The organism is Caballeronia sp. GACF4 (genome assembly GCF_023631025.1).
In the GTDB taxonomy this organism is placed as follows: Bacteria; Pseudomonadota; Gammaproteobacteria; order Burkholderiales; family Burkholderiaceae; genus Caballeronia.
In genome coordinates, this window is sequence record NZ_JALQDW010000027.1 from 231,424 (window position 1) to 250,506 (window position 19,083).

General features: G+C 61.0%; 17 protein-coding genes and 1 pseudogene. 7 read left to right on the forward strand and 11 right to left on the reverse strand.

The window, feature by feature from the left end; translation table 11 throughout:
- Positions 1–26 precede the first annotated feature (26 nt).
- Entirely contained in the window at positions 27–1,421 is a 1,395-nt protein-coding gene (locus NCR40_RS26980) for an MFS transporter (RefSeq protein ID WP_250511242.1), read from the forward strand.
- A complete protein-coding gene (locus NCR40_RS26985) occupies positions 1,418–2,290 on the forward strand; it encodes an SMP-30/gluconolactonase/LRE family protein (protein WP_250511243.1) in 873 nt (290 codons plus the stop codon). Before NCR40_RS26980 ends, NCR40_RS26985 begins: the two co-directional genes overlap by 4 nt.
- A 40-nt stretch (positions 2,291–2,330) precedes the next feature.
- Here NCR40_RS26985 and NCR40_RS26990 read toward each other — a convergent pair whose 3' ends face one another.
- The 8 genes from NCR40_RS26990 to NCR40_RS27025 form a co-directional block, all read right to left on the reverse strand.
- Positions 2,331–3,155 carry a TauD/TfdA dioxygenase family protein gene (locus tag NCR40_RS26990; RefSeq protein ID WP_244830393.1) on the reverse strand — a complete coding sequence of 275 codons (825 nt, stop codon included), beginning with the start codon at positions 3,153–3,155 and terminating at the stop codon, positions 2,331–2,333.
- A 26-nt stretch (positions 3,156–3,181) separates the two neighbouring features.
- A complete protein-coding gene (locus tag NCR40_RS26995; RefSeq protein ID WP_244830392.1) occupies positions 3,182–4,498 on the reverse strand; it encodes a TRAP transporter large permease in 1,317 nt (438 codons plus the stop codon).
- Complete coding sequence (locus NCR40_RS27000) at positions 4,495–5,043, reverse strand: TRAP transporter small permease (RefSeq protein ID WP_244830391.1); 549 nt, start codon at positions 5,041–5,043, stop codon at positions 4,495–4,497. The genes NCR40_RS26995 and NCR40_RS27000 overlap by 4 nt, the downstream gene beginning before the upstream one ends.
- Positions 5,044–5,052: 9 nt before the next feature.
- On the reverse strand, positions 5,053–6,066 hold the full coding sequence (gene dctP / locus NCR40_RS27005; RefSeq protein ID WP_250511244.1) for a TRAP transporter substrate-binding protein DctP: 1,014 nt from the start codon (positions 6,064–6,066) through the stop codon (positions 5,053–5,055).
- Between the two features lie 38 nt (positions 6,067–6,104).
- On the reverse strand, positions 6,105–6,839 hold the full coding sequence (locus NCR40_RS27010) for an IclR family transcriptional regulator (RefSeq protein WP_250511245.1): 735 nt from the start codon (positions 6,837–6,839) through the stop codon (positions 6,105–6,107).
- A 173-nt stretch (positions 6,840–7,012) separates the two neighbouring features.
- On the reverse strand, positions 7,013–8,179 hold the full coding sequence (locus tag NCR40_RS27015; RefSeq protein ID WP_250468299.1) for a glycosyltransferase family 9 protein: 1,167 nt from the start codon (positions 8,177–8,179) through the stop codon (positions 7,013–7,015).
- Between the two features lie 138 nt (positions 8,180–8,317).
- A complete protein-coding gene (locus tag NCR40_RS27020; protein WP_250511246.1) occupies positions 8,318–9,301 on the reverse strand; it encodes a GlxA family transcriptional regulator in 984 nt (327 codons plus the stop codon).
- Positions 9,277–9,852, reverse strand: coding sequence for an isochorismatase family protein (locus tag NCR40_RS27025; RefSeq protein WP_250511247.1), 576 nt, complete (start codon positions 9,850–9,852; stop codon positions 9,277–9,279). The genes NCR40_RS27020 and NCR40_RS27025 overlap by 25 nt, the downstream gene beginning before the upstream one ends.
- A 374-nt stretch (positions 9,853–10,226) precedes the next feature.
- Between NCR40_RS27025 and NCR40_RS27030 the strand changes: the two genes are divergently transcribed.
- Genes NCR40_RS27030 through NCR40_RS27040 form a run of 3 tightly spaced genes read left to right on the forward strand, consistent with a single transcriptional unit; the run spans position 10,227 to position 14,061 of the window.
- Positions 10,227–10,766: a 2Fe-2S iron-sulfur cluster-binding protein gene (locus NCR40_RS27030; protein WP_250468302.1), complete on the forward strand. Its 540-nt coding sequence runs from the start codon at positions 10,227–10,229 to the stop codon at positions 10,764–10,766.
- On the forward strand, positions 10,763–11,749 hold the full coding sequence (locus NCR40_RS27035) for an FAD binding domain-containing protein (protein ID WP_250511248.1): 987 nt from the start codon (positions 10,763–10,765) through the stop codon (positions 11,747–11,749). Before NCR40_RS27030 ends, NCR40_RS27035 begins: the two co-directional genes overlap by 4 nt.
- A complete protein-coding gene (locus NCR40_RS27040) occupies positions 11,749–14,061 on the forward strand; it encodes a xanthine dehydrogenase family protein molybdopterin-binding subunit (protein WP_250511249.1) in 2,313 nt (770 codons plus the stop codon). Before NCR40_RS27035 ends, NCR40_RS27040 begins: the two co-directional genes overlap by 1 nt.
- A 187-nt stretch (positions 14,062–14,248) precedes the next feature.
- Here the strand turns inward: NCR40_RS27040 and NCR40_RS27045 are convergent, their stop codons facing one another.
- A complete protein-coding gene (locus NCR40_RS27045) occupies positions 14,249–15,325 on the reverse strand; it encodes a mandelate racemase/muconate lactonizing enzyme family protein (protein ID WP_250511250.1) in 1,077 nt (358 codons plus the stop codon).
- 508 nt (positions 15,326–15,833) lie between these two features.
- Here NCR40_RS27045 and NCR40_RS27050 point away from each other — a divergent pair.
- The gene (locus NCR40_RS27050; RefSeq protein WP_250511251.1) at positions 15,834–16,604 is read left to right on the forward strand and encodes a pyrroline-5-carboxylate reductase; all 771 of its coding nucleotides are present in this window, start codon (positions 15,834–15,836) and stop codon (positions 16,602–16,604) included.
- 163 nt (positions 16,605–16,767) lie between these two features.
- Here NCR40_RS27050 and NCR40_RS31655 read toward each other — a convergent pair.
- Both NCR40_RS31655 and NCR40_RS31660 read right to left on the reverse strand, forming a co-directional pair.
- A pseudogene (locus tag NCR40_RS31655) lies at positions 16,768–16,971 on the reverse strand (ISNCY family transposase); the annotation flags it as partial.
- Positions 16,972–17,220: 249 nt separating this feature from the next.
- Positions 17,221–17,562, reverse strand: a complete 342-nt coding sequence (locus tag NCR40_RS31660) for a hypothetical protein (protein ID WP_502801034.1) — start codon at positions 17,560–17,562, stop codon at positions 17,221–17,223.
- Between the two features lie 152 nt (positions 17,563–17,714).
- Here NCR40_RS31660 and NCR40_RS27060 point away from each other — a divergent pair, with 152 nt between their 5' ends.
- Complete coding sequence (locus tag NCR40_RS27060) at positions 17,715–18,740, forward strand: IS110 family RNA-guided transposase (RefSeq protein WP_250511252.1); 1,026 nt, start codon at positions 17,715–17,717, stop codon at positions 18,738–18,740.
- The last annotated feature ends 343 nt before the right edge of the window (positions 18,741–19,083 follow it).

Here is a 19,083-nt window from a genome sequence, read left to right on the forward strand (position 1 = left end):
GCATCGACGCCCTTGCGGAGCAGCCAATGGATTCCGTAGACCCGAAGGTCGTATCCGGCACCATCAACGGCAGGCTCGACCGGCTGCCGATGACCCGGCACATGTGGACGCTCTTGATGCTGATCGCAGCGGGCGGTCTCTTCGAACAATACGATATCTATTTCACAGGTTATATCGCGCCGGGTTTGTTCCAGAGCAAGCTGCTGACTTCGACCACTGCATCGTTCTTCGATCTCAACGGTCTTGCAGCCTTTCTCGGGTCGCTGTTCCTCGGGCTGTTCATCGGTACGATCTGTTTCAGCTATATCGCCGATCGCTTCGGGCGGCGGGTGGTCTTTCTCGGCTCGATGATCTGGTATAGCGTCACGACGTTCATTTTGGCGTTTCAGGGCTCGGTGCACGGTCTCGAGATATGGCGGCTGATAGGCGGTATAGGCATCGGCGTCGAGATGATCACGATCGACACCTACATCTCCGAACTCGCGCCCCGCGGTGCGCGCGGCAAAGCATTCGCGTTGTTCTACGGGCTGGCGCAAATCAGCGCGCCGCTCGTGGCCTTCCTAGCGTGGATGTTCGTGCCGACGAGACCGTTCGGCTTCGATGGCTGGCGCTGGGTGATTCTTTTCGGCTCGTTCGGCGCGGTGCTCGTGCTGTTCTTGCGGCGCCGCTTGCCCGAGTCGCCGCGCTGGCTCGCGCAACATGGGCAGCTCGCCGAGGCCGACCGCGTGCTTTCGGTTATCGAAGCGAAGGTGCAAAAGGAGTACGGCCAAGCGTTGCCCGAACCTGAAAAGGCCGTTGGCACGGTACATCCGGAAGGGTGTATCGCCGAAATGTTCGGGCCGGTTTATCGCACGCGCACCATCATGTTGATGATCGTGAACTTCTGCCAGACCATCGGCTATTACGGCTTCGTGAGTTGGATTCCAACGCTTCTGATAGCGAAGGGCATTCTTGTCACGCGAAGTCTCGAATACACGTTTCTCATCGTGTTGACCTATCCGGTCGCGCCGCTTCTCGTCATGCTCGTGATAGACCGCTTCGAGCGCAAATGGCAGCTCGTGTGCAGTGTGATATCCGTGGCGATCATCGGCACGATCTTCGCCATGCTGAACGCGCCGGGCTGGCTCATTATGGTTGGATGCCTGCAGACGCTTGTCGTCAACTGGATGCCCACCATCGTGCATGCCTACCAGTCGGAACTGTTTCCAACCTGGATGCGCGCTCGCGCGGTCGGCTTCGTGTTCTCGTGGAGCCGTTTGAGTTCGATATTCGCAGGCTTCTTCATCGCCTTTTTTCTGCGTGAATTCGGGCAGGCTGGCGTGTTTGCGTTCATCGGCGGTGCAATGGCGATCATCGCCACGACGGTGGCGTGGCTCGGTCCGCGTGTCACCGGCCGCGCGCTGGAGGAGATCGCCCATTGAGCGAGCTGGAATGTGTCGGCAATACGCGCGATGTACTCGGGGAGTCTGCGTACTGGTCGGTCGAAAAACAGGCGCTGTATTGGGTCGACATCCGCAGCCATCTGATCCGCCGCCGCAAATGGGGCGACGACCACACGCAAACCTGGACCATGCCCGAACTCGTAGGCTCGATCGCGCCATGCGCGTCGCGGCTCGGATTAATCGTGGCGCTACGCTCGGCCATCGCGTTCTTCGATCCGGCGAGCGGCGCCATTGAACGTTTCGACGCGCCGCACGCAAGCCAGCCACAAATGCGCTTCAACGATGGCAAGTGCGATAGACAGGGACGATTCTGGGTCGGCTCGATGGATGACATTGGACGCACGCCGGTGGGCGCGCTGTATCGCTTCGAAGCGGGGCGTTATACGCGCGTGATCGAACGCGTAGCCGTGCCCAACAGCCTGTGCTTCTCGCCGGACGGCGGGACGATGTACTTTGCGGACGGCATCGAGCCCGTGATCTGGGCGTTTCCATTCGATGTTTCGACGGGCATGCCGGGCGAGCGACGTCTATTTGCGCGGCTCGACCGCGACACGGGAATTCCCGATGGCGCAACCGTCGATCGTCATGGCTACCTGTGGAGCGCGCAATATGGCGGCGGTGTCGTCAAGCGATACGCGCCCGATGGACGCATCGACCGCGTCGTGCCGATGCCGGTCACGCAGCCAGCAAGCTGCACGTTCGGCGGGCCGGATATGCGTACGCTTTTTGTGACGAGCGGTACGCGTAAGTTGTCCGTGGAAGCGCTCGAGACGCAACCGCTTGCAGGGGCGTTGTTTTGTTTGCGCACCGATATTGAAGGATGCGCTGAAGCGGCATACGTTGGCTGAGCGCGCCTTACAAACTCGAGCCAATCCCACGTCGCCCCCCTCATCGCGGCACGTCCCCCTTGAGCGTGATCCGCTGCATCACCCGCCGAAACCCGTGATAATCGTTCACCGGATTATGCTGAGCCGCGCGATTGTCCCAGAAAGCAATCGCGTTGTTCGACCAGACGAACCGGCACGTGAACTCCGGTTTCACCTGATGTCGGAACAGGAAGTCGAGCAGCGGCGCGCTTTCGTCGGTGGTCATGCCGTCGATGCCGACCGTATGCGCAATGTTCACGTAAAGCCCCTTGCGTCCCGTTTCCGGATGCGTGCGCACGACGGGATGCTTCGCCACGAAATCGTCCGGCTTCTTGCCCGCGCCGTCCGTTCGAATGCGATCCTCCCGGGTACGCGACACATCCGCCTTGGCCGATGAACTGATGCCCTTCAGTCCTTCGAGGAGCCGCTTCATGGTGTCGGACAACGCGTCGTACGCAAGCTGCTGGTTCGCGAACAGGGTGTCGCCGCCATAGGGCGGAATCTCGCGCGAGAGCAGCATCGAGCCCATGGGCGGCACGTCGAGATAGGTCGTGTCCGAATGCCAGATGCCGCCGAAATTCACGCGCTCCGTTTCCAGTTTCTTGACTTCGATGATGGTCGGAAAACCTTCGAGGCTCTTCACAAAGGGATATTCGATAGGCTCGCCCATCGCCTCCGCAAAATCCAGGAACTGCCGGGGAGCGAGGTTCTGGTCACGCAGAAAGATGACGAGATGCTCGTTGAGCGCCGCGCGCAAAACGCTCGCTTGTTCGCGTGTCACGCCCCGCGACAGATCGATGCCGGAGATTTCGGCGCCCAGCGCGCCCGCCACTTTGCGAATGTCCATGCGAACTCCTCGTAGCCGGGCGTGTGTCAGTTCGCGCCGAGCAGCATTGTCGAAAGCGAAGGAAAAATACCGATGAGCGCAAGAACGCCCATCATGATGAACACATAAGGCAACGTGCCGAGCACGATCCGTCGCAACGGGACATCGGGCGCGACGCTCTGCACGACAAAGAGGTTGAGTCCCACCGGCGGATGGATGAGCGCCATCTCCATGTTGATGACGACGACCACGCCGAACCAGATCAGATTCCAGTGATACGCCTCTACGACCGGCACGAGCACGGGCATGGTCACGACGATGATCGCGATCGTCTCCATGAAGCAGCCGAGAAAGATCAGCAACACGTTGATGCTCACGAACAGCACCCACGGTTCGACGTGCGCGCCCGCGACGGTTTGCGTGAGCGACGCCGCAACCTGGCTCGTCGTCATCACATAGCCGAACACGATGGCCGATGAAATCACCGCGAGGATCATCACGCTGCTTTGGGCCGCGCTGATCAGGATCTGCCGGAATTTGCTCCACGAAAGCTCCCGGTACACGACGCCCGCAAGCACCAGACTTGCGACGATACCGAGCGACGCCGCTTCCTGAGGCGTTGCAAGCCCGCGATACAGCGAGCCGAGAATGATGAGAATCAACAGAGCGAACGGGCCGACGTCTTTCAATGCGACGACACGTTCGCGCATGCTCGCGAGCGGCCGCGTGCGCCTTTCGCTCTCGCTGCCGCGCGCACGATCGCGCATGGCGAGCAGTATCTGATAGATGCCAAAAGCAGAAGCCATGATCGCGCCGGGGATGAGTGTCGCGACGAACAGTTTGCCGATACTTTGCTCCGCGATCACGCTATACACGATCAACGGTATGCTCGGCGGTAACAGAATGCCGAGTGTGCCGCCGGCCGCGACCGCGCCGCATGCACGCGCTTCGGGAACGCGGTGCCGGCGCATCTCCGACACAGCGAAGCCGCCGATGGCCGCCGCCGTCGCCACGCTCGAACCGGATACGGCCGCCATCACGCCGCATGCAAGCGTCGTCGCGACGGCGAGGCCGCCGGGCACGCCGTCGAGGATCGTCGCCAGCGCCGCATAAAGACGCGCGCCCATGCCCGACGCGGAGACGATCGCGCCCATGAACATGAACATCGGCACGGAAGTCAGCGTGAAGGTGGCAACCGATCCCCAGTACGTGCTCGGTACGAGACTCAGTGCATCCCATCCGCCGCCCGTGACGAACAGCGAGGCGAGGGCGACAAACAGCAACGCGAACGCAATGGGCACGCCCATCGACAACACCGCGAGCAAGCCGCCGAACATCCCCGCACCGATGACGAGCTGATTCATTCTTCTCTCCCGAGCAGCATGTCGTCGATGGCGACTTCACGGCCTGCCGGTTCGCGTGCGAATACGATGGTCAGCAAGCGTACGATCTGCGCGATGCACAAAAGCAGCATGCCCGCGAAGAAGCCCGAATAAGGAATCCACAGCGAGAGCGAGAACATGCCCCACGAACGTTCACCGCTCGTGTACGCCTCCCACCAGAAGTCGAATGCGAGGCATGCGAGCGCGAACGCGACCGCCGTGACGATGGCCGTCGATATGAACGCGAGCGCGCGCTTGCCACGTTCGCCGAGATGTGCGCTGAGAACGTCGACCTTGAGATGCCGGCCTTGCCACGCCAGCGCCGCGGTGCCCACGAAGGTCATGTAGGCCATGAGGTAAGTCGTGACCTCCGTGACCCAGACATCGGAAAGATGCAGCGCTTCGCGCGCGAGCACGCCATACGAAATGACGAGCACGGTCGCGATGACCGCCGCGCCGACGGACAACGCGACGCCCCGGCAAAAAGCGTCGAGCCCGCGCGAGAAGCGGTCCAATGCGTGGCGCATCGCGGCCTCTTATTTGTAGAACGCCGTGCTCTGATCGAGCAGACGTCCGCCGTCGGGCACTTCGGCGCGGAACTTAATGAAGCTGACTTTCTGGAACAAGGTCTGCCACTGGTTCCACTCATCGAGCGTCATCTTGTGGATCTTCGCGTTATGGCTCGCAAAAAGTCGCGCGACGCGGCGATCGTCCGCTTTCGCCCCTTCGAACGCGCTCTGCTCGAGGCTTCGACCCACGTCCGTCATGATCTTCTGCTGCTCGGGCGTGAGCTTGTTCCACGTCTTCATGCTGATCGCGATCGGCTCGATCGTGTAGTAGATGCTGTAGTCCTCTGGCGAGTTGTAGTACTTCGCCACTTCGTAAAGCCGATACGAACCGAAGGTGCCGGACGACGTCCACAAGCCATCGAGCAAGCCGAGTTGCATCGCGCTATAGGTTTCCGACGACGCCATTGACACGGTACTCGCGCCGGCGCTCTGCAAGGCCGCCTCCATCATCTTTCCGGCGCCGCGCACCTTCTGCTGCGGCAGATCCGCAGGCACGTTGATGGGCTTGGACTTGGATGCCATGCCGCCCGAGATTTGAATCCAGCAGAGCGTCTTGAAGCCATATGCTTCTATCTTCGCTTCGAGTTCTTTCCAGGGCGCGGAGGTGCGGAATTTGAAGACGTCCTCGGGCGTTTTCCAGAGGCCCGGCAGGAGGATGAGGTTCATCTGCGGGATCGCGCCCGCCGAATAGATGTACGGATAGATTGCGAGATCGGCGCTGCCGTTCTTCAAGGCCGTGTGGGTGTTCAGCGACTTGACGAGCGACTCGGCCGGAAAGATGTTGATGTGTATCTTGCCGCCCGACTTCTGCTCGACCTGCTGCGCGAACTTCTTGCCGGTCTGCACCACATAATCGTTCGGGTCGTCGGGCCATTGATGTGCCATCTTGAGCGTCACGACGTCGTCGGCGTGTGCCGCTGTCGATATCGCGGCGAGCGCGAACATGGCGGTGAACATGCGGGTCCAGCGCTTTGCCTGCATCTTCCGTCTCCTGATTTTCTATTTATCGAACCATCGTTTCAGCGCGTCTGTTCTTCCTGAATCTCGACGATAGCCGCGCGTATGCGCGCCGCGATGCCGTCGAGCGCGCCTTCCATCCGATACCGTGGCCCCGCGACCGCAATGCCGAGCACTTCCCGGTTCACATGCACGGGCATGGCAAGTGCAAAGACATCGCTCACGCTTTCGCCGCGCGTGAGAAAAAAGCCGCGTTGCTTCGATTCCACGAGGTCGGCCATCAACGCGTTTGCAGCGGTCAAAGTGTGCGCGGTGACCGGCGCGAGCGTCGTGTGCGCGAGCCACTCGGAAAGCGTTGCATCGTCGAGTTGACCGAGCATCGCCTTGCCGATCGACGTCGAGTAGAGCGGTTTGAGCGCACCGGCCGGCGCGCTGTATCGAATGGTCTGCGGACCTTCGTACACGGCGAGATAGACGATGTGATCGCCCTGACGTTTGCCAATGATCACGGTCTCTTGCGTGGCCTCGCGCAACGCCAGCAACGACGGCTCGATGCGTTCGAGAAACGGGTCGTGCGAGGCGATCTCGAGCGCCATGTCGAGCAGCCGCCGCGTTGGAAACAAGTCTTTGCGACGCCCGGTGACGTAGAGATAGCCGCGCTCGGTCAGCACTTTCACGATGCCGTGACTGGTGCTGACCGGCATGCCCGACGCGGATGCGAGTTCCGACAGCGTCATCGGGCGGCATGCGGCTTCGAATGCCTCGAAGATGCTTAGAGCACGGTCAGTCGGCTTCAATTTCGTATGTTCGAAAAGAGTTTCGCCAAATCGAAACCGAGTATAAAAGATGCGAGCGTCCTTCCGGTCGCTGATTGGATCGGGATTTACCCTTTGAAATGAGGTGCCGAGGCGAAGCCGAGAATCTCACGCGCCGCCGTCCGTAGGCGGCGCGGCGTTATCGCTGGCGAAGTTCAGCTCTGCGTTGCAGCAGGGCGCCGCTCGCGCACGGAGTCCAGTACTGCCTCGACGACCCGGTCGACAGAAGGCCAGTTTTTATCCGGTGCATGTTCGACATAGCTATCCGGCGAGACACTCCGATACTGCTCCGGATAGCCCCAGATCGCGTCGTGAACGTTCGGCCTCGTGATGCTGCCGCCGATCACCGCGACCGTCGGCCGACGAAACGCGGCCGCCACGTGCATGAGCATGGAAGAGTTCGTCAGCACGACATCCGCCGATTCGGCAAGCGCGAAAACCGTTCGCATCGACAACGTTCCCGCCACCGAACGAACCGGCACGCCCGGACCGGCGGCGGCGATCGCTTCGGCGGCGCGCGCCTTGTCGGCGGCGCTGCCCACGATCAGGATGTCGCAGGCGTCGTCGGTTCGGTTGAGCGCCGACGCAACCCGCGCGAGCGCGGGGCCGACCTGTTTTGGGTCCCAGACCTTGGTCGGCACGCCTGCCCCGATGCCGACCAGCACGCGCACCGGGCGATTGCCAGACTCGGCGGCGTGCCAGACGTTCGCGGCCTGCGCGCGCTCATCCGCGGTAAGAAAGAGTTGCGGCCGCGCTTCGGGCAGATCGGTCGCGCCCAGCAGTTCGGCCTGCGCAAGCGCGGCGCGTCCACTTTGGCGACGCGCGAAGTCGATAAATTCCTGGCATCCGCTGTGACCGCCGCGATAGCCGCGCACGCCTATGCGGTAGCGCACGCCTAAGCGCATCATCAAAAGCGCGCCCATGTAGCTGCCGAGCACGTCGATGCCGACATCGAAGCCGCCACGCCTGCGCAGCGCGGCGACTTGCGGCGACGACAGTAGAAAGCGCAGAACGTTACGCGGTGAACGGTCCTGGACGAGCTTGTTGTTCCAAGGCGCATCGATCTCGACGATCTCGTCGATGAACGGATTGTTTTCCAGAATCGGCCGCCCCCAACCGCCGATGCCCGCGACAAGGCGCGTCGTCGGAAAACGCTTCTTGAGCGCCTCGAAGATCGGCGTGGTGGTCAGCAATTCACCGAAATCGTTCGGGCGCAGCACGAGGATTTCGCGCGGCACGTCGCGATGCGGATCATGCCGTGCCGGGTTCAAGCGTCCAATCGTCCAGACCGGCAATTCCGTCAGCAGACTCTTCCAACCCATTGCTCCTCCGTGCACGCGGTGGGCGCCGAATGGCGTCGCGTTTTCCGGATCGATTGTGCATCGGGGAGCCGTTGCGATCTGTGGGCGTGATTACAGAAAGCGGTCCGTCGCGCAGCGAGCGGTAGTTCGACGCGCCGCTCAGACGGCGCTTGCACTCCGATACTCGCGCGGTGCCGTATCGTGATATCGCCTCCAGACACGGCGAAAGTCGCGTACCGACGCGAACCCCGATTGCTCGGCCACGCGTTCTATCGACAGCTCCGGGCTCGTCAGCAATCTTTGCGCGCGAGCCACGCGAAGACTTTGCTGATACGCCAGCACGGTGACGCCCGCATGCTCCGCGAACAACCGGCTCAAATGCCGCGGGCTGACATGCGCGGCCTGCGCAAGCTCGGCCACGCTCCAGGCGCGCGCGGGGTCCCGCGCAATGACGTCCTGCGCCCGGTGCACCGCCGGATGCATGTGATTCCGATGCGCAAGCCACGGTGAGAGTTGCGATTCGTCGCCTGCGCGGCGCTGGTACATCACCTGACGTCGTGCCACTGACGCAGCCAGTTCCGCCCCCGCGATCTGCTCGATCACATGAAGCGCCAAGTCGATGCCCGCCGTGATGCCGGCGCTCGTCAGCACACCGGTGTCATCGACGAACAGGCAGTCGTCCTGCACGCGCGCCGTGGGTTCCTCGCGCTTGAGCAGATCGATCAACGCAAAGTGCGTGGTGCAGCGGCGCCCGGCGAGCAAGCCCGCGCGGGCGAGCAGCACGGCGCCGGAACAAATGCTGGCGATGCGCGTGTCGTCGCGCGGCGCGGTTCGCAGCCAATGCGTGACCGCATCGAAGGGCGCGCTCGTGCCGGGCTCGGGCGATTCCGTGGTGCCGACGACCATGACGAGGCTATTCGGCGGCAGGTTGTCGGGCAGCGGTTCGAGGCCATCGACAAACGTGCCGATGGAGGTCGCGACGCGAGGCAGCGGGCCGCAGTGATGCAAGTCGAACGAAGCGCCGGATTCGGCCGCCATGCGAAAAGCCTCGGCGGGGCCCGCATAATCGAGCATCAGCACGGAGGGCGTCAGCACGAACCATACGGATGTCGCGGGCATCATGCCGGGCGTGGCGTTTGCCAATTGGCGAGCGCATCGTCGACGCTGGCGATGCGTGCAAAGCGATTCTGCAAGACCAGTTCCGTGTGCGCCTTGATTTCTGCCGGCGAATAGACGCGTCCGCTCGTCGCGTGAGTCATCGGGAAGGTGAGCGTGGCGTCGGTCACATAGTCGACCGTATAGCCGATGTCGGAGGCTACGCGCGTCGTGGTTTCGCAGCATTGCTCGGTGCGGATGCCGGTGATGACGAGATGATCGATCTGCCGGCGACGCAACCAGAGATCGAGGCCGGTATCGGTGAACGCGTTGTGCGTGTGTTTTTCGAAGACCACGGAGGGCGCGCCCGGCAACCAATCCTGCGGCACGACAAAGCCGGATTCCTTGGTGAACGGACCAGCCTTGCCGATGTGAAAGATGTGGACGACCGGAATGCCGGCTTCGCGCGCGCCACGGTCCAAGCGGAGGATGGCGCTTTTGAAAGCAGGCAGATCGGCATCCGACCAGTCGGCGGTCTGACGAAACGATTCCTGTACGTCGATGATGATCAGCGCCGAGCGGGGGAGGGTGGCGGACATTTTTGACGCTCCTTGATTGGGAAAGTCCCATCATAAGCGGGCTTTTTGCGGGAATCGAGAATGCTTGCGGTCAGGATGAGGACAAAATCCGCCAAGCGTCTGGCGAAGGCGACTGGTTGTTTCCTAGGGCCTAAGCACCGCTGCGACAGATGAGGTCCACGAATTGCTATAAGGCGTCTCAAGCGTCGTTCGGAATTTCAACAGTCGAGGTCTTGCCGAAAGACGCGTCTGATCAAACAGTTCCAATCGACGAAGAACCAGCGCTTGCCTAATGGTCCAGGCAAACCTGACGTGGGTCGCCGGGCGCATCTCATTTCGTTTCAACAGCCAGTACACCGCCTCTTGGCGCGAGCTCTAATTCAACGGGAGCAATCATGCATTTCGTTATCAACGGCAAGGCAGTCGACCTGGACTTCGATCCAAGAACGTCGCTGCTCGATCTGCTGCGTGAACATCTCCATCTTTTTGGCGCTAAGAAAGGCTGCAATCAAGGCGCATGTGGCGCTTGCACGGTGCTGGTCGATGGCACGCGCATCAACAGTTGCCTCGCGTTGGCCGTTCAATATCAGGACCGCGAGATCACCAGCGTCGAGGGACTCGGCGCACCGGGCGCGCTTCATCCACTTCAGGAAGCCTTCGTCGAGCATGACGGTTTTCAGTGCGGCTACTGTACGCCCGGTCAAATCTGTTCGGCTATCGGAATGGAAAAGGAGTTGAGAGGCGGCGTGCCGAGCTATGTCAGCGAGGACGTGAGTGCGGAAGGCTTCTCACTGACCGATGCGGAACTGCGCGAACGGATGAGCGGAAACCTGTGCCGCTGCGGTGCGTATAACGGTATCGTCGACGCCATTCAGATCACGTTCGGAAAGGTTCAGACGCAGAAAGAGTCCGTCGAGCAAGGGGTCGAACAATGAATCCCTTCTCCTATGAACGCGCCCTGGATCAGCAGGCGGCGCTGACGTCCGGCGCCCGTTCGGATGCAAAGTACCTAGGCGGCGGCACCAATCTCGTCGATCTGATGCGAGAGACGATCGAGCATCCGACGATGCTGATCGATATCACGGGCCTCTCATGCGCCATCGACGACACGGATGACGGCGGCCTGAGAATCGGCGCCGGCGTAAAGAACACCGCCGTGGCCGCTGACCGGCGCGTGCGCGAACGCTACCCGCTATTGTCCGAGGCCATCCTTGCAGGCGCTTCCGCGCAGATTCGCAACATGGCAACGGTCGGCGGCAATCTCCTGCAACGCACCCGCTGCGGCTACTTTTACGATGATGCCGCCCGCTGCAACAAGCGCGAGCCGGGTTCGGGCTGCGATGCAATGGACGGATTCAACCGCATGCACGCCATCTTCGGCGCGTCCTCCGCGTGCGTTGCCACGCATCCCTCGGACATGGCGGTAGCGCTCGCCGCACTCGGCGCGAACGTGGAAGTCGAAGGCCTCAATGGCGCGCGTCGTATTCCCCTGGTCGATCTTCACGTCCTGCCCGGCGACACACCGAACATCGAAACGGTGCTCGAGGCAGGTGAACTGATTACGGCCCTTACGTTGCCGCCTGAATCGGCGGGCCGATCCGCCTATCGCAAAGTCCGTGATCGATCTTCCTATGCCTTCGCGCTCGTTTCCGTGGCGGCGGTTCTCGACGTGCAGGGCGGCATGGTCAAGGAGGTGAAAGTCGCCCTGGGCGGTGTCGCGCACAAGCCGTGGCGTGCCTTCGCGCTCGAAGCGGCGCTCAAGGATGGACCCGCGACCGAAGCCGCGTATCGCGCTGCCGCAGCGGCGGAATTCGCGTCCGCTCGAGGTCTTCGCGACAACGCCTTCAAGATCGAACTGGGTCAGCGCGTGATTGCCGACACACTGGTCAAACTGACCGCTCGCAAGGAGATCCGCTAATGCCTATCCTCAAGGACGCCGCGCAGGCGGTCATGAAAAAAGCCATCGCCCTCGCACCCGATAGCTTCATTCCCGGCGGCAAGCCGGACCCTTTGATCCTTCACAAGCACGGGCTGATCGGCGCACCGGTTAGCCGTATCGACGGACCGTTGAAGGTGTCCGGTCAGGCGACTTTCTCGGCCGAGTTTCCAGTCGATGGCATGACGTACGCGGCACTCAAGTACGCATCGATAGCGCGCGGCCGCATCGTGCAGATCGATACGTCGGCGGCGGACGCCGCGCCGGGCGTCGTGCTCGTGATGACGTACAAGAACGCGCCGCGTCTCAAGCCGATGCCCGCGTTCATGACGAAGCCCAAGGCCGCGGGTGGCGACGATGTGCCAATCATGCAGGACGATCAGGTTCACTGGAACGGCCAACCGGTTGCGCTCGTGCTGGCCGAAACGCAAGAGCAGGCGGACCACGCGCAGTCGCTGATACAGGTGACTTACGAGACCTCAGGCGATGCGGTGACGTCCTTGGCGGCAGCGAAGGCGCACGGCTCGGAGCCGGGCGTGTTCCAGGGCGAGCCGCTCAAGCTCGAGATCAAGGATGCCGAGGCAATGCTCGCCTCCGCGCCGCACAAGATCGACGTGCGCTACACGACGCCGCGTCACAATCACAATCCAATCGAGTTGCATGCGGCGACGCTCTATTGGAAGGACGAGACGCTGCGTATCCACGATACCGTGCAGGCGGTCGCGCACGAAGCGTGGACCATTGCGCAGGTGTTCGGCATCGACGAGAAGGACGTGCATGTCACGTCACCGTATGTCGGCGGCGGATTCGGTTCCAAGACTATTTGGCAACACCAGGTTTTGGCCGCGGCTGCATCGAAACTCGTGAAACGGCCGGTGCGGATCATGTTGACGCGCGAGGGCGTATATCGCATCGTCGGTGGACGCACGCTCACCGAGCAACGCGTGGCGCTCGGTGCCCAGGCTGATGGAACCCTGGACGCGTTGATTCATACCGGCACGGTCGCCATGACGCCTCATAACAACATGCCGGAGCCGTTCATCTTGCCGGCAAAGAGCGCATATGCGTCGCGCAGTTTTCTGCTCGATGTCGAGACCGTCAAGATGAACATGACGGCCAATACGTTCATGCGCGCGCCCGGCGAGGCGGTCGGCACCTTCGGGCTCGAATGCGGCATCGACGAACTCGCGCACGCCATGGGCATGGACCCTATCGAGTTGCGACTCAAGAACGAGCCGGAGAAAGATCCGACGACGGGACTGCCATTTTCCCAGCGCGGAATCGTCGAGGCATGGAAGACCGGCCGTGAACGATTCGGTTGGGCCGAGCGCGGCGAGCCGGGCGCACGCCGCGACGGCGACTGGCTCGTTGGCGTGGGCTGCGCAACGGGAACGTATCCGTACTATCGGATGCCCGGCGGTGCGGCGCGCATCACGCTCAATAGCGCGGGGCGTGCGACGGTCAGCATCGCCGCGCACGAAATGGGCATGGGAACATCGACCGCGCAGACGCAAATCGTGGCCGAACGCCTTGGACTCGCCATGGAGGACATTGAGTTCAAGTACGCCGATTCACACTTGCCCGGCGCGGTGCTCGCGGGCGGTTCGCAGCAGACGGCGGCCATTGGCGCGGCGGTGATCGCGGCGCATCACAAGCTCGTGAAGGAACTGCTCCGTCTTGCGGGCAACAGTTCGCCGCTATCCGGTCTTTTGCCCGACGACGTTGGCGGCCACGACGGCGGCCTTTGCGCGCTCGACGACGAAACCCGGCACGAACGCTACGGCGCCATACTCGCTCGCGGTCAGCGCGATGAAGTGACCGTGGAGGCCGAAGCCCCGATGCCTTTCGAATTGCAGCACTGGTCGATGCACAGCCATAGCGCGCTCTTCTGCGAAGTGCGTGTGAATGTCGTCACAGGCGAGATTCGCGTAAGCCGTTTTCTCGGTTCGTTCGATTGCGGTCGCATCATCAATGCCAAGACGGCTGCGAGCCAGTTTCGCGGCGGCATCATCATGGGACTCGGCCTTGCGCTCATGGAAGAGACTCAATTCGACGAGAGAAGCGGCCGCGTGATCAATCCATCGCTTGCCGATTACCATGTCCCAGTTCATCTCGATGTCCCGAGAATCGATGTCATCTGGAACGATGAAGCCGATCCGCACACGCCGATGGGCGCGCGTGGCGTCGGCGAGATCGGTATCACGGGCGTGGGTGCGGCCGTGGCGAATGCGGTTTTCAATGCCACGGGCAAGCGGGTTCGGGATCTGCCGATCACGTTGGATAAGGTGATGTGAGGTTTCGGCGCGGGCGCGGACTGTGTACGTGTTCCGGTGACCTTCAAGGTAATCAGCTTCGAAAGACGTGGCCGGTTGCCGAAAAAGAAGTGAACGTCGCGCACGCATCGCTCGCCGGGGCATCGCGGGCTACGCGATCGTTTGGCGAAGACATGCGCGACGCTCGCTTGAGCAGGCGACAGCCAGCTCAAGCCTTCAGCCTATTCCAGTCGAACTCGATTCCATGCCCCGGCCTTTCCGGAGCGATAGCAAAACCGTCCTCGATACGAAGCGGTTCGGCCAGATACTTCTCCAGCCCGAAACCGTGCGCTTCGAGATAAGAGCGATTCGGAACCGCCGCGAGCAAATGCACGGTCACGTCATGGGCGCCGTGGCTGGTGACGGGAAGGTTGTGCGCTTCCGCGAGATGGGCGATCTTCATGAACGGCGTGATGCCCCCGCAATTCGTGACATCGGGCTCCGGGTACGACACACGACCGATGGTGATCATCTGCTGGAACTCCCAGATCGTGCGCATGTTTTCCCCTGTCGCGACCGGCAAGCCGCCTTCGCTGACGATCCTCGCGTGACCCGCGATATCGTCGGGAATGGTCGGCTCTTCGAGCCAGCCGGGGTTGAACGGTGCAAGTGCGCGCGCGGCGCGGATGGCCTCGTCGACGGACCATTTCATGTTGGCGTCGACCATCAGCGGGAAGCTGTCGCCGAGCATCTCGCGCATGGCCGCGACGCGCGCCACGTCCTCCGCCAGATTCTTGCGTCCCACTTTCATCTTGATGGCGCGAAAGCCTTGGTCGATGAAACCTTCTGCCTGGCGCAACAACTGATCGAGTGGAAAGTCCAGATCGACACCACCCGCATAGACCGGCACCTTGGGATCGTAGCCGCCGAGCATGCGCCAGAGCGGCAGGTTCGCGCGCTTCGACTTCAGGTCCCAGATCGCCATGTCGAAAGCGGATAGCGCGAGGACAGTCGGGCCGCCGCGCCCACCGTAATGCATGGCCCACCAGATCGATTTCCAGAGCGCTTCGGCCAGGTCCGCATCCTGATGCCGGGCCAGTTCGGCGATCTCGTTTGCCGCCGCCTGAACCGAACGGCCGTTGCGCCCGACGGTGTAGGTGTAGCCGACGCCTTGGGCGCCATCGGCATCGCGAACGGTTACCGTGACCAGCTCGAAATTGGGAATGAGGCCGTGCGTGCTGTCGGACAACGGCACGGGCAGGGGAATGCGGAAATAGTCGCTACTGACATCACTGATGATCGCCATGACACGTCCTCACGATTGATCAAACGAAAGATGTTGCGCGGCACCACTGCGTGCTTACGCCTCTGAGCCGCTGTCTCCTTGCAGCCGTGCGGAACGTCGACGGCGCGCTTCCGTATCGACGAGATGTTCCAGCATGGCGGCGCTCGCGCGCAGGCCGTCGCCGCCGATAATGGCATTGAGCACCGCCTTGTGCAACGGCAGCGAGATCGCGTGAGTTTTCGTCGGGCGTCGAGTTGGTCAAATGAAGCCGAGCCATTTGCGCCACGGACCCTGGTTCGGCGGGCGATCGCGCGCTTGCACGATGAGCATCGAACGTTCCTCAGGCGCATCGATCGATGACCGACTCAATGTCGCGACGGCTCGTTGTTGCGGCATTGGCCACTGCGCTTGGCTGCTATTTTCGCTCGCGGCATGACAACGCAGTTTGCGGCACGATACGGTATATGTAGCCCAAGGCCACGTGGCTCGGGCTCGATTGAACCGTTCATCTCAGACCATACGAGGCACTATGCGCATTGGATTCATTGGCACCGGCACGATCACGCGGGCCGTCGTGACCGGAATGATTCGGTTCGACGTTCCTTTTGAACACATTGCGCTTTCGCCGCGCAATGCCGAAATCGCCGCGAAACTTGCGAGTCTCGACGCGCGTGTCGCGGTGTGCAGCAGCAATCAGGAGGTGCTCGACACCAGCGACGTCGTGTGTCTCGCGGTCGTGCCGCAAATTGCGTCGACGGTGCTTGGCGAACTCGAGTTCGATGCACGGCATCAGGTCATCAGCTTCATGGCGGGCTTGTCGATCGAGCGAGTGTTCGGCATGGTGCGCACGGCCGCGAGTATCGCGCGCGCGGTTCCTTTGCCGGCCGTCGCGGAAGGCAAGGGCAGCACGGCCATCTGTCCGCCGAGCGAACTCGCGCGAGCGCTCTTTGGACCGTTGGGTAAGGCGGTCGAAGTAAACAGCGAACATCAGTTCGATGCGCTGTCGGCAGTCACGGCAACCATGGCCAGTTTCTACGCGCTACTGGAAGAGCAGGCTGCGTGGCTCGTTCGCCAAGGGCTGCCGTATGAGGCGGCCCGATCGTTTTTGTCGGGCTATCACGTCGGCTTGGCACACGATACGACGCGAGACGATCAACCGTTCTCGAAGATGATCAAGGAGTCGAGCACGCCCGGCGGCATCAACGAGCAGCTCCACGCGGAGTTGCAGCAGAAGGGGACTTTCGCGAGTTATTCGGAGGCGCTTGATCGGATCATGCGACGGGTTCAGGGGAGGGAGTGAGACTCGTGTTGGGTGTTCGGAGGCGTATGCCATTTTTAAGCAACATTATGCTGTTAATGTCTAACTCGGAAATGCAATTGATTTGATTTTTTGCGTATTACGTTGGTTATCTTGACCCGCATTTAGTTTCATTCGCTTCTTTTCTAAAGGTGTCCAGACGTTGCCGATCCTGCAAGGTCAAATTGGCACGCTCCACGCGGCCCTTGGCCTGACTCGTGTCTGCTCAAAATGCGTCGATGTTGAGCTCGTACAAGGCTCGCCCGAATTGCGTCACGCCTTTGCCCGCCGTGCTCGAACGGTTCTTGACATTGAACACACTGGCCTTGTCGCTACGGAACGCCATCGGTTTGCCGTGTGCGCGCAAGTACTTTGACAGCGCCTCGAAATAGCTGAAGGTCCACTCGGTCGCGGTGAAGTGCAGCGTCATCAGCCGTCCGGTGGTGTCATCGATAAACACAAGCAGCGTGCATTGCGGCGCTCGCTCTTCAAACCAGCGATGATCGCTGCCATCGATCTGGATCAGCTCACCCAGGCACGCGCGCCGATTACGCGGCTGGTGAATGCTGGGCGGGCGCTGCTTGCGGGGAACCCAGAGTCCTGCGGCCGTCATCAACGTTCACACTGTCTCGACAGCCAGTCTGATGCCGTGGCACTCCCGTAACTTCTCGCATGCCAAGGTAGATCCGAAGTCGGCGTAGCGCTCGCGGATCAACCCAAGCGCGCGCTGCGCCACGCCCTCAGGTAGTCGATGATTGCTCGCGCGTGCGCGCTTAAGCGAGACCAGACCGAGCGCACCGGTCGCTCGATAACGCAGCATTCGCCGCTCGACCTGTCGCACGCTCAATTCCAGCCGCTCAACGGCCCGGCCCGGCTTGAGCTGCCGCTCGACGACAGCCTGAATGACCCTGAGGCGATCCACTTCGTGCATTGACATTGTGAGGGTCCCGGTCGTGTTCATCGCCAGCGCTCCTCAAACGCTTGTCTGGCAACGAAGCTACGTCAAAAGGCGACATCTCTACTTGGCAGAAACACGACATAATGAAATGGCCAGCCCGAACCCAGCGATCGTCCTACTATGAGAGGTTCGATCCAACGTAGATGGAGGGTGACATGGACGAGGTCACGCTGATCGGCATCGATCTGGGCAAGCATGTGTTTCACGTTCACGGGCAGGATGCGAAGGGCCATGCGGTCTTTCGCAAGAAGCTTTCGCGTCAGCAGTTGCTTTCCTTCTTCAGCAATCTCAAAGCCGTTACTGTCGTCATGGAAGCTTGTGCTGGTTCACACTGGCTAGCACGCAAGCTGAATGCGATGGGGCACGCGAGCAAGCTGATTTCGCCGCAATATGTGCGGCCGTTTGTGAAGAGCAATAAGAATGACTACATTGATGCTGAGGCGATCTGTGAAGCCGCATCCCGACCAGCAATGCGCTTCGTCGAGCCTCGAACGGAAGCCCAGCAACTTCTAGCCGCACTACATCGAACGCGTGAGGGTTTGGTAACGGAGCGTACGGCCACCATCAATCGAATTCACGGTATCTTGCTCGAATTTGGCGTCGTGGTGCCAATTTCCAAAGTAACCTTGCGTCGTTTGCCTGATGTCATCGCGCTCAATGATCTCCCGTCGAGGCTTCTCCAAATCATTCAACGACTGCACGAACACTATAAATATCTTGACGCCCAAGTTGTCGAAATCGAGAAGGAACTGGTCGCGCAGCTTCGCGAGGACGAAAACGCCGCTCGATTGCTTTCAATTCCGGGGATTGGCACCATCACGGCAAGCTTGCTCGCATCTGAAATCGGAAGCATCACACAGTATGCGGGTGGAAGAAATTTTGCCGCATCGATCGGACTAGTCCCACGTCAGAAAAGCACGGGCGGACGAACGACCTTATGCGGCATCAGCAAACGCGGTGACAAACATCTGCGCCGTCTGCTCGTGCAAGGCGCGCGTGCTGTCATACAGCGCGTGCAAAAACGTAACGACAGGCTTGGAGATTGGATTCGTTCGATGTTGATTCGACGACACTCGAATGTGGTTGCATGCGCGCTTGCCAACAAGCTTGCTCGGATCGCTTGGGCCGTTCTGATGAAGCATACGGAATATCAAGGTTCGTTGTTGATTAACAAAAGTTGAGATTTGCTAACCAGGTTTTGCGACTGCTGGAGTTTGATGGCCAACGGCTCAGCGACCGGACGAATAACCTGACAAGTTCTACAGCTCATTAGCAGCTGCCGACATTTTGAGGTTCGACTGGTGCGGTTTTCATCTCGGAACAACGGACGAGCGTCCGGCACGATTCCGGATAGATTTGCGCAAGCCACACACTGTCAAAACCAGAGGTTGCAAAATTCGGGCTGGCCATAGATTTGAACTTGGGACCTACACGCGTGTCGAGGCCAATTTGAAATGTCCGATATCCGGCTAAATTGAAATGTCCGGTTTGGGGTCGGTTCCTGCTTCCAAAGAAGACAGTTTC

Bases quoted from the DNA above. Each gene is read 5' to 3' on its own strand.
- NCR40_RS27060 (WP_250511252.1), top strand. From the start codon at position 17,715: ATGGACGAGGTCACGCTGATCGGCATCGATCTGGGCAAGCATGTGTTT.
- NCR40_RS27015 (WP_250468299.1), bottom strand. From the start codon at position 8,179: ATGGGTTGGAAGAGTCTGCTGACGGAATTGCCGGTCTGGACGATTGGA.
- NCR40_RS27030 (WP_250468302.1), top strand. From the start codon at position 10,227: ATGCATTTCGTTATCAACGGCAAGGCAGTCGACCTGGACTTCGATCCA.
- NCR40_RS27025 (WP_250511247.1), bottom strand. From the start codon at position 9,852: ATGTCCGCCACCCTCCCCCGCTCGGCGCTGATCATCATCGACGTACAG.
- NCR40_RS26980 (WP_250511242.1), top strand. From the start codon at position 27: ATGGATTCCGTAGACCCGAAGGTCGTATCCGGCACCATCAACGGCAGG.
- NCR40_RS26990 (WP_244830393.1), bottom strand. From the start codon at position 3,155: ATGGACATTCGCAAAGTGGCGGGCGCGCTGGGCGCCGAAATCTCCGGC.
- NCR40_RS27045 (WP_250511250.1), bottom strand. From the start codon at position 15,325: ATGGCGATCATCAGTGATGTCAGTAGCGACTATTTCCGCATTCCCCTG.
- dctP (WP_250511244.1), bottom strand. From the start codon at position 6,066: ATGCAGGCAAAGCGCTGGACCCGCATGTTCACCGCCATGTTCGCGCTC.
- NCR40_RS27035 (WP_250511248.1), top strand. From the start codon at position 10,763: ATGAATCCCTTCTCCTATGAACGCGCCCTGGATCAGCAGGCGGCGCTG.
- NCR40_RS27040 (WP_250511249.1), top strand. From the start codon at position 11,749: ATGCCTATCCTCAAGGACGCCGCGCAGGCGGTCATGAAAAAAGCCATC.
- NCR40_RS26995 (WP_244830392.1), bottom strand. From the start codon at position 4,498: ATGAATCAGCTCGTCATCGGTGCGGGGATGTTCGGCGGCTTGCTCGCG.
- NCR40_RS27000 (WP_244830391.1), bottom strand. From the start codon at position 5,043: ATGCGCCACGCATTGGACCGCTTCTCGCGCGGGCTCGACGCTTTTTGC.
- NCR40_RS31660 (WP_502801034.1), bottom strand. From the start codon at position 17,562: ATGAACACGACCGGGACCCTCACAATGTCAATGCACGAAGTGGATCGC.
- NCR40_RS27050 (WP_250511251.1), top strand. From the start codon at position 15,834: ATGCGCATTGGATTCATTGGCACCGGCACGATCACGCGGGCCGTCGTG.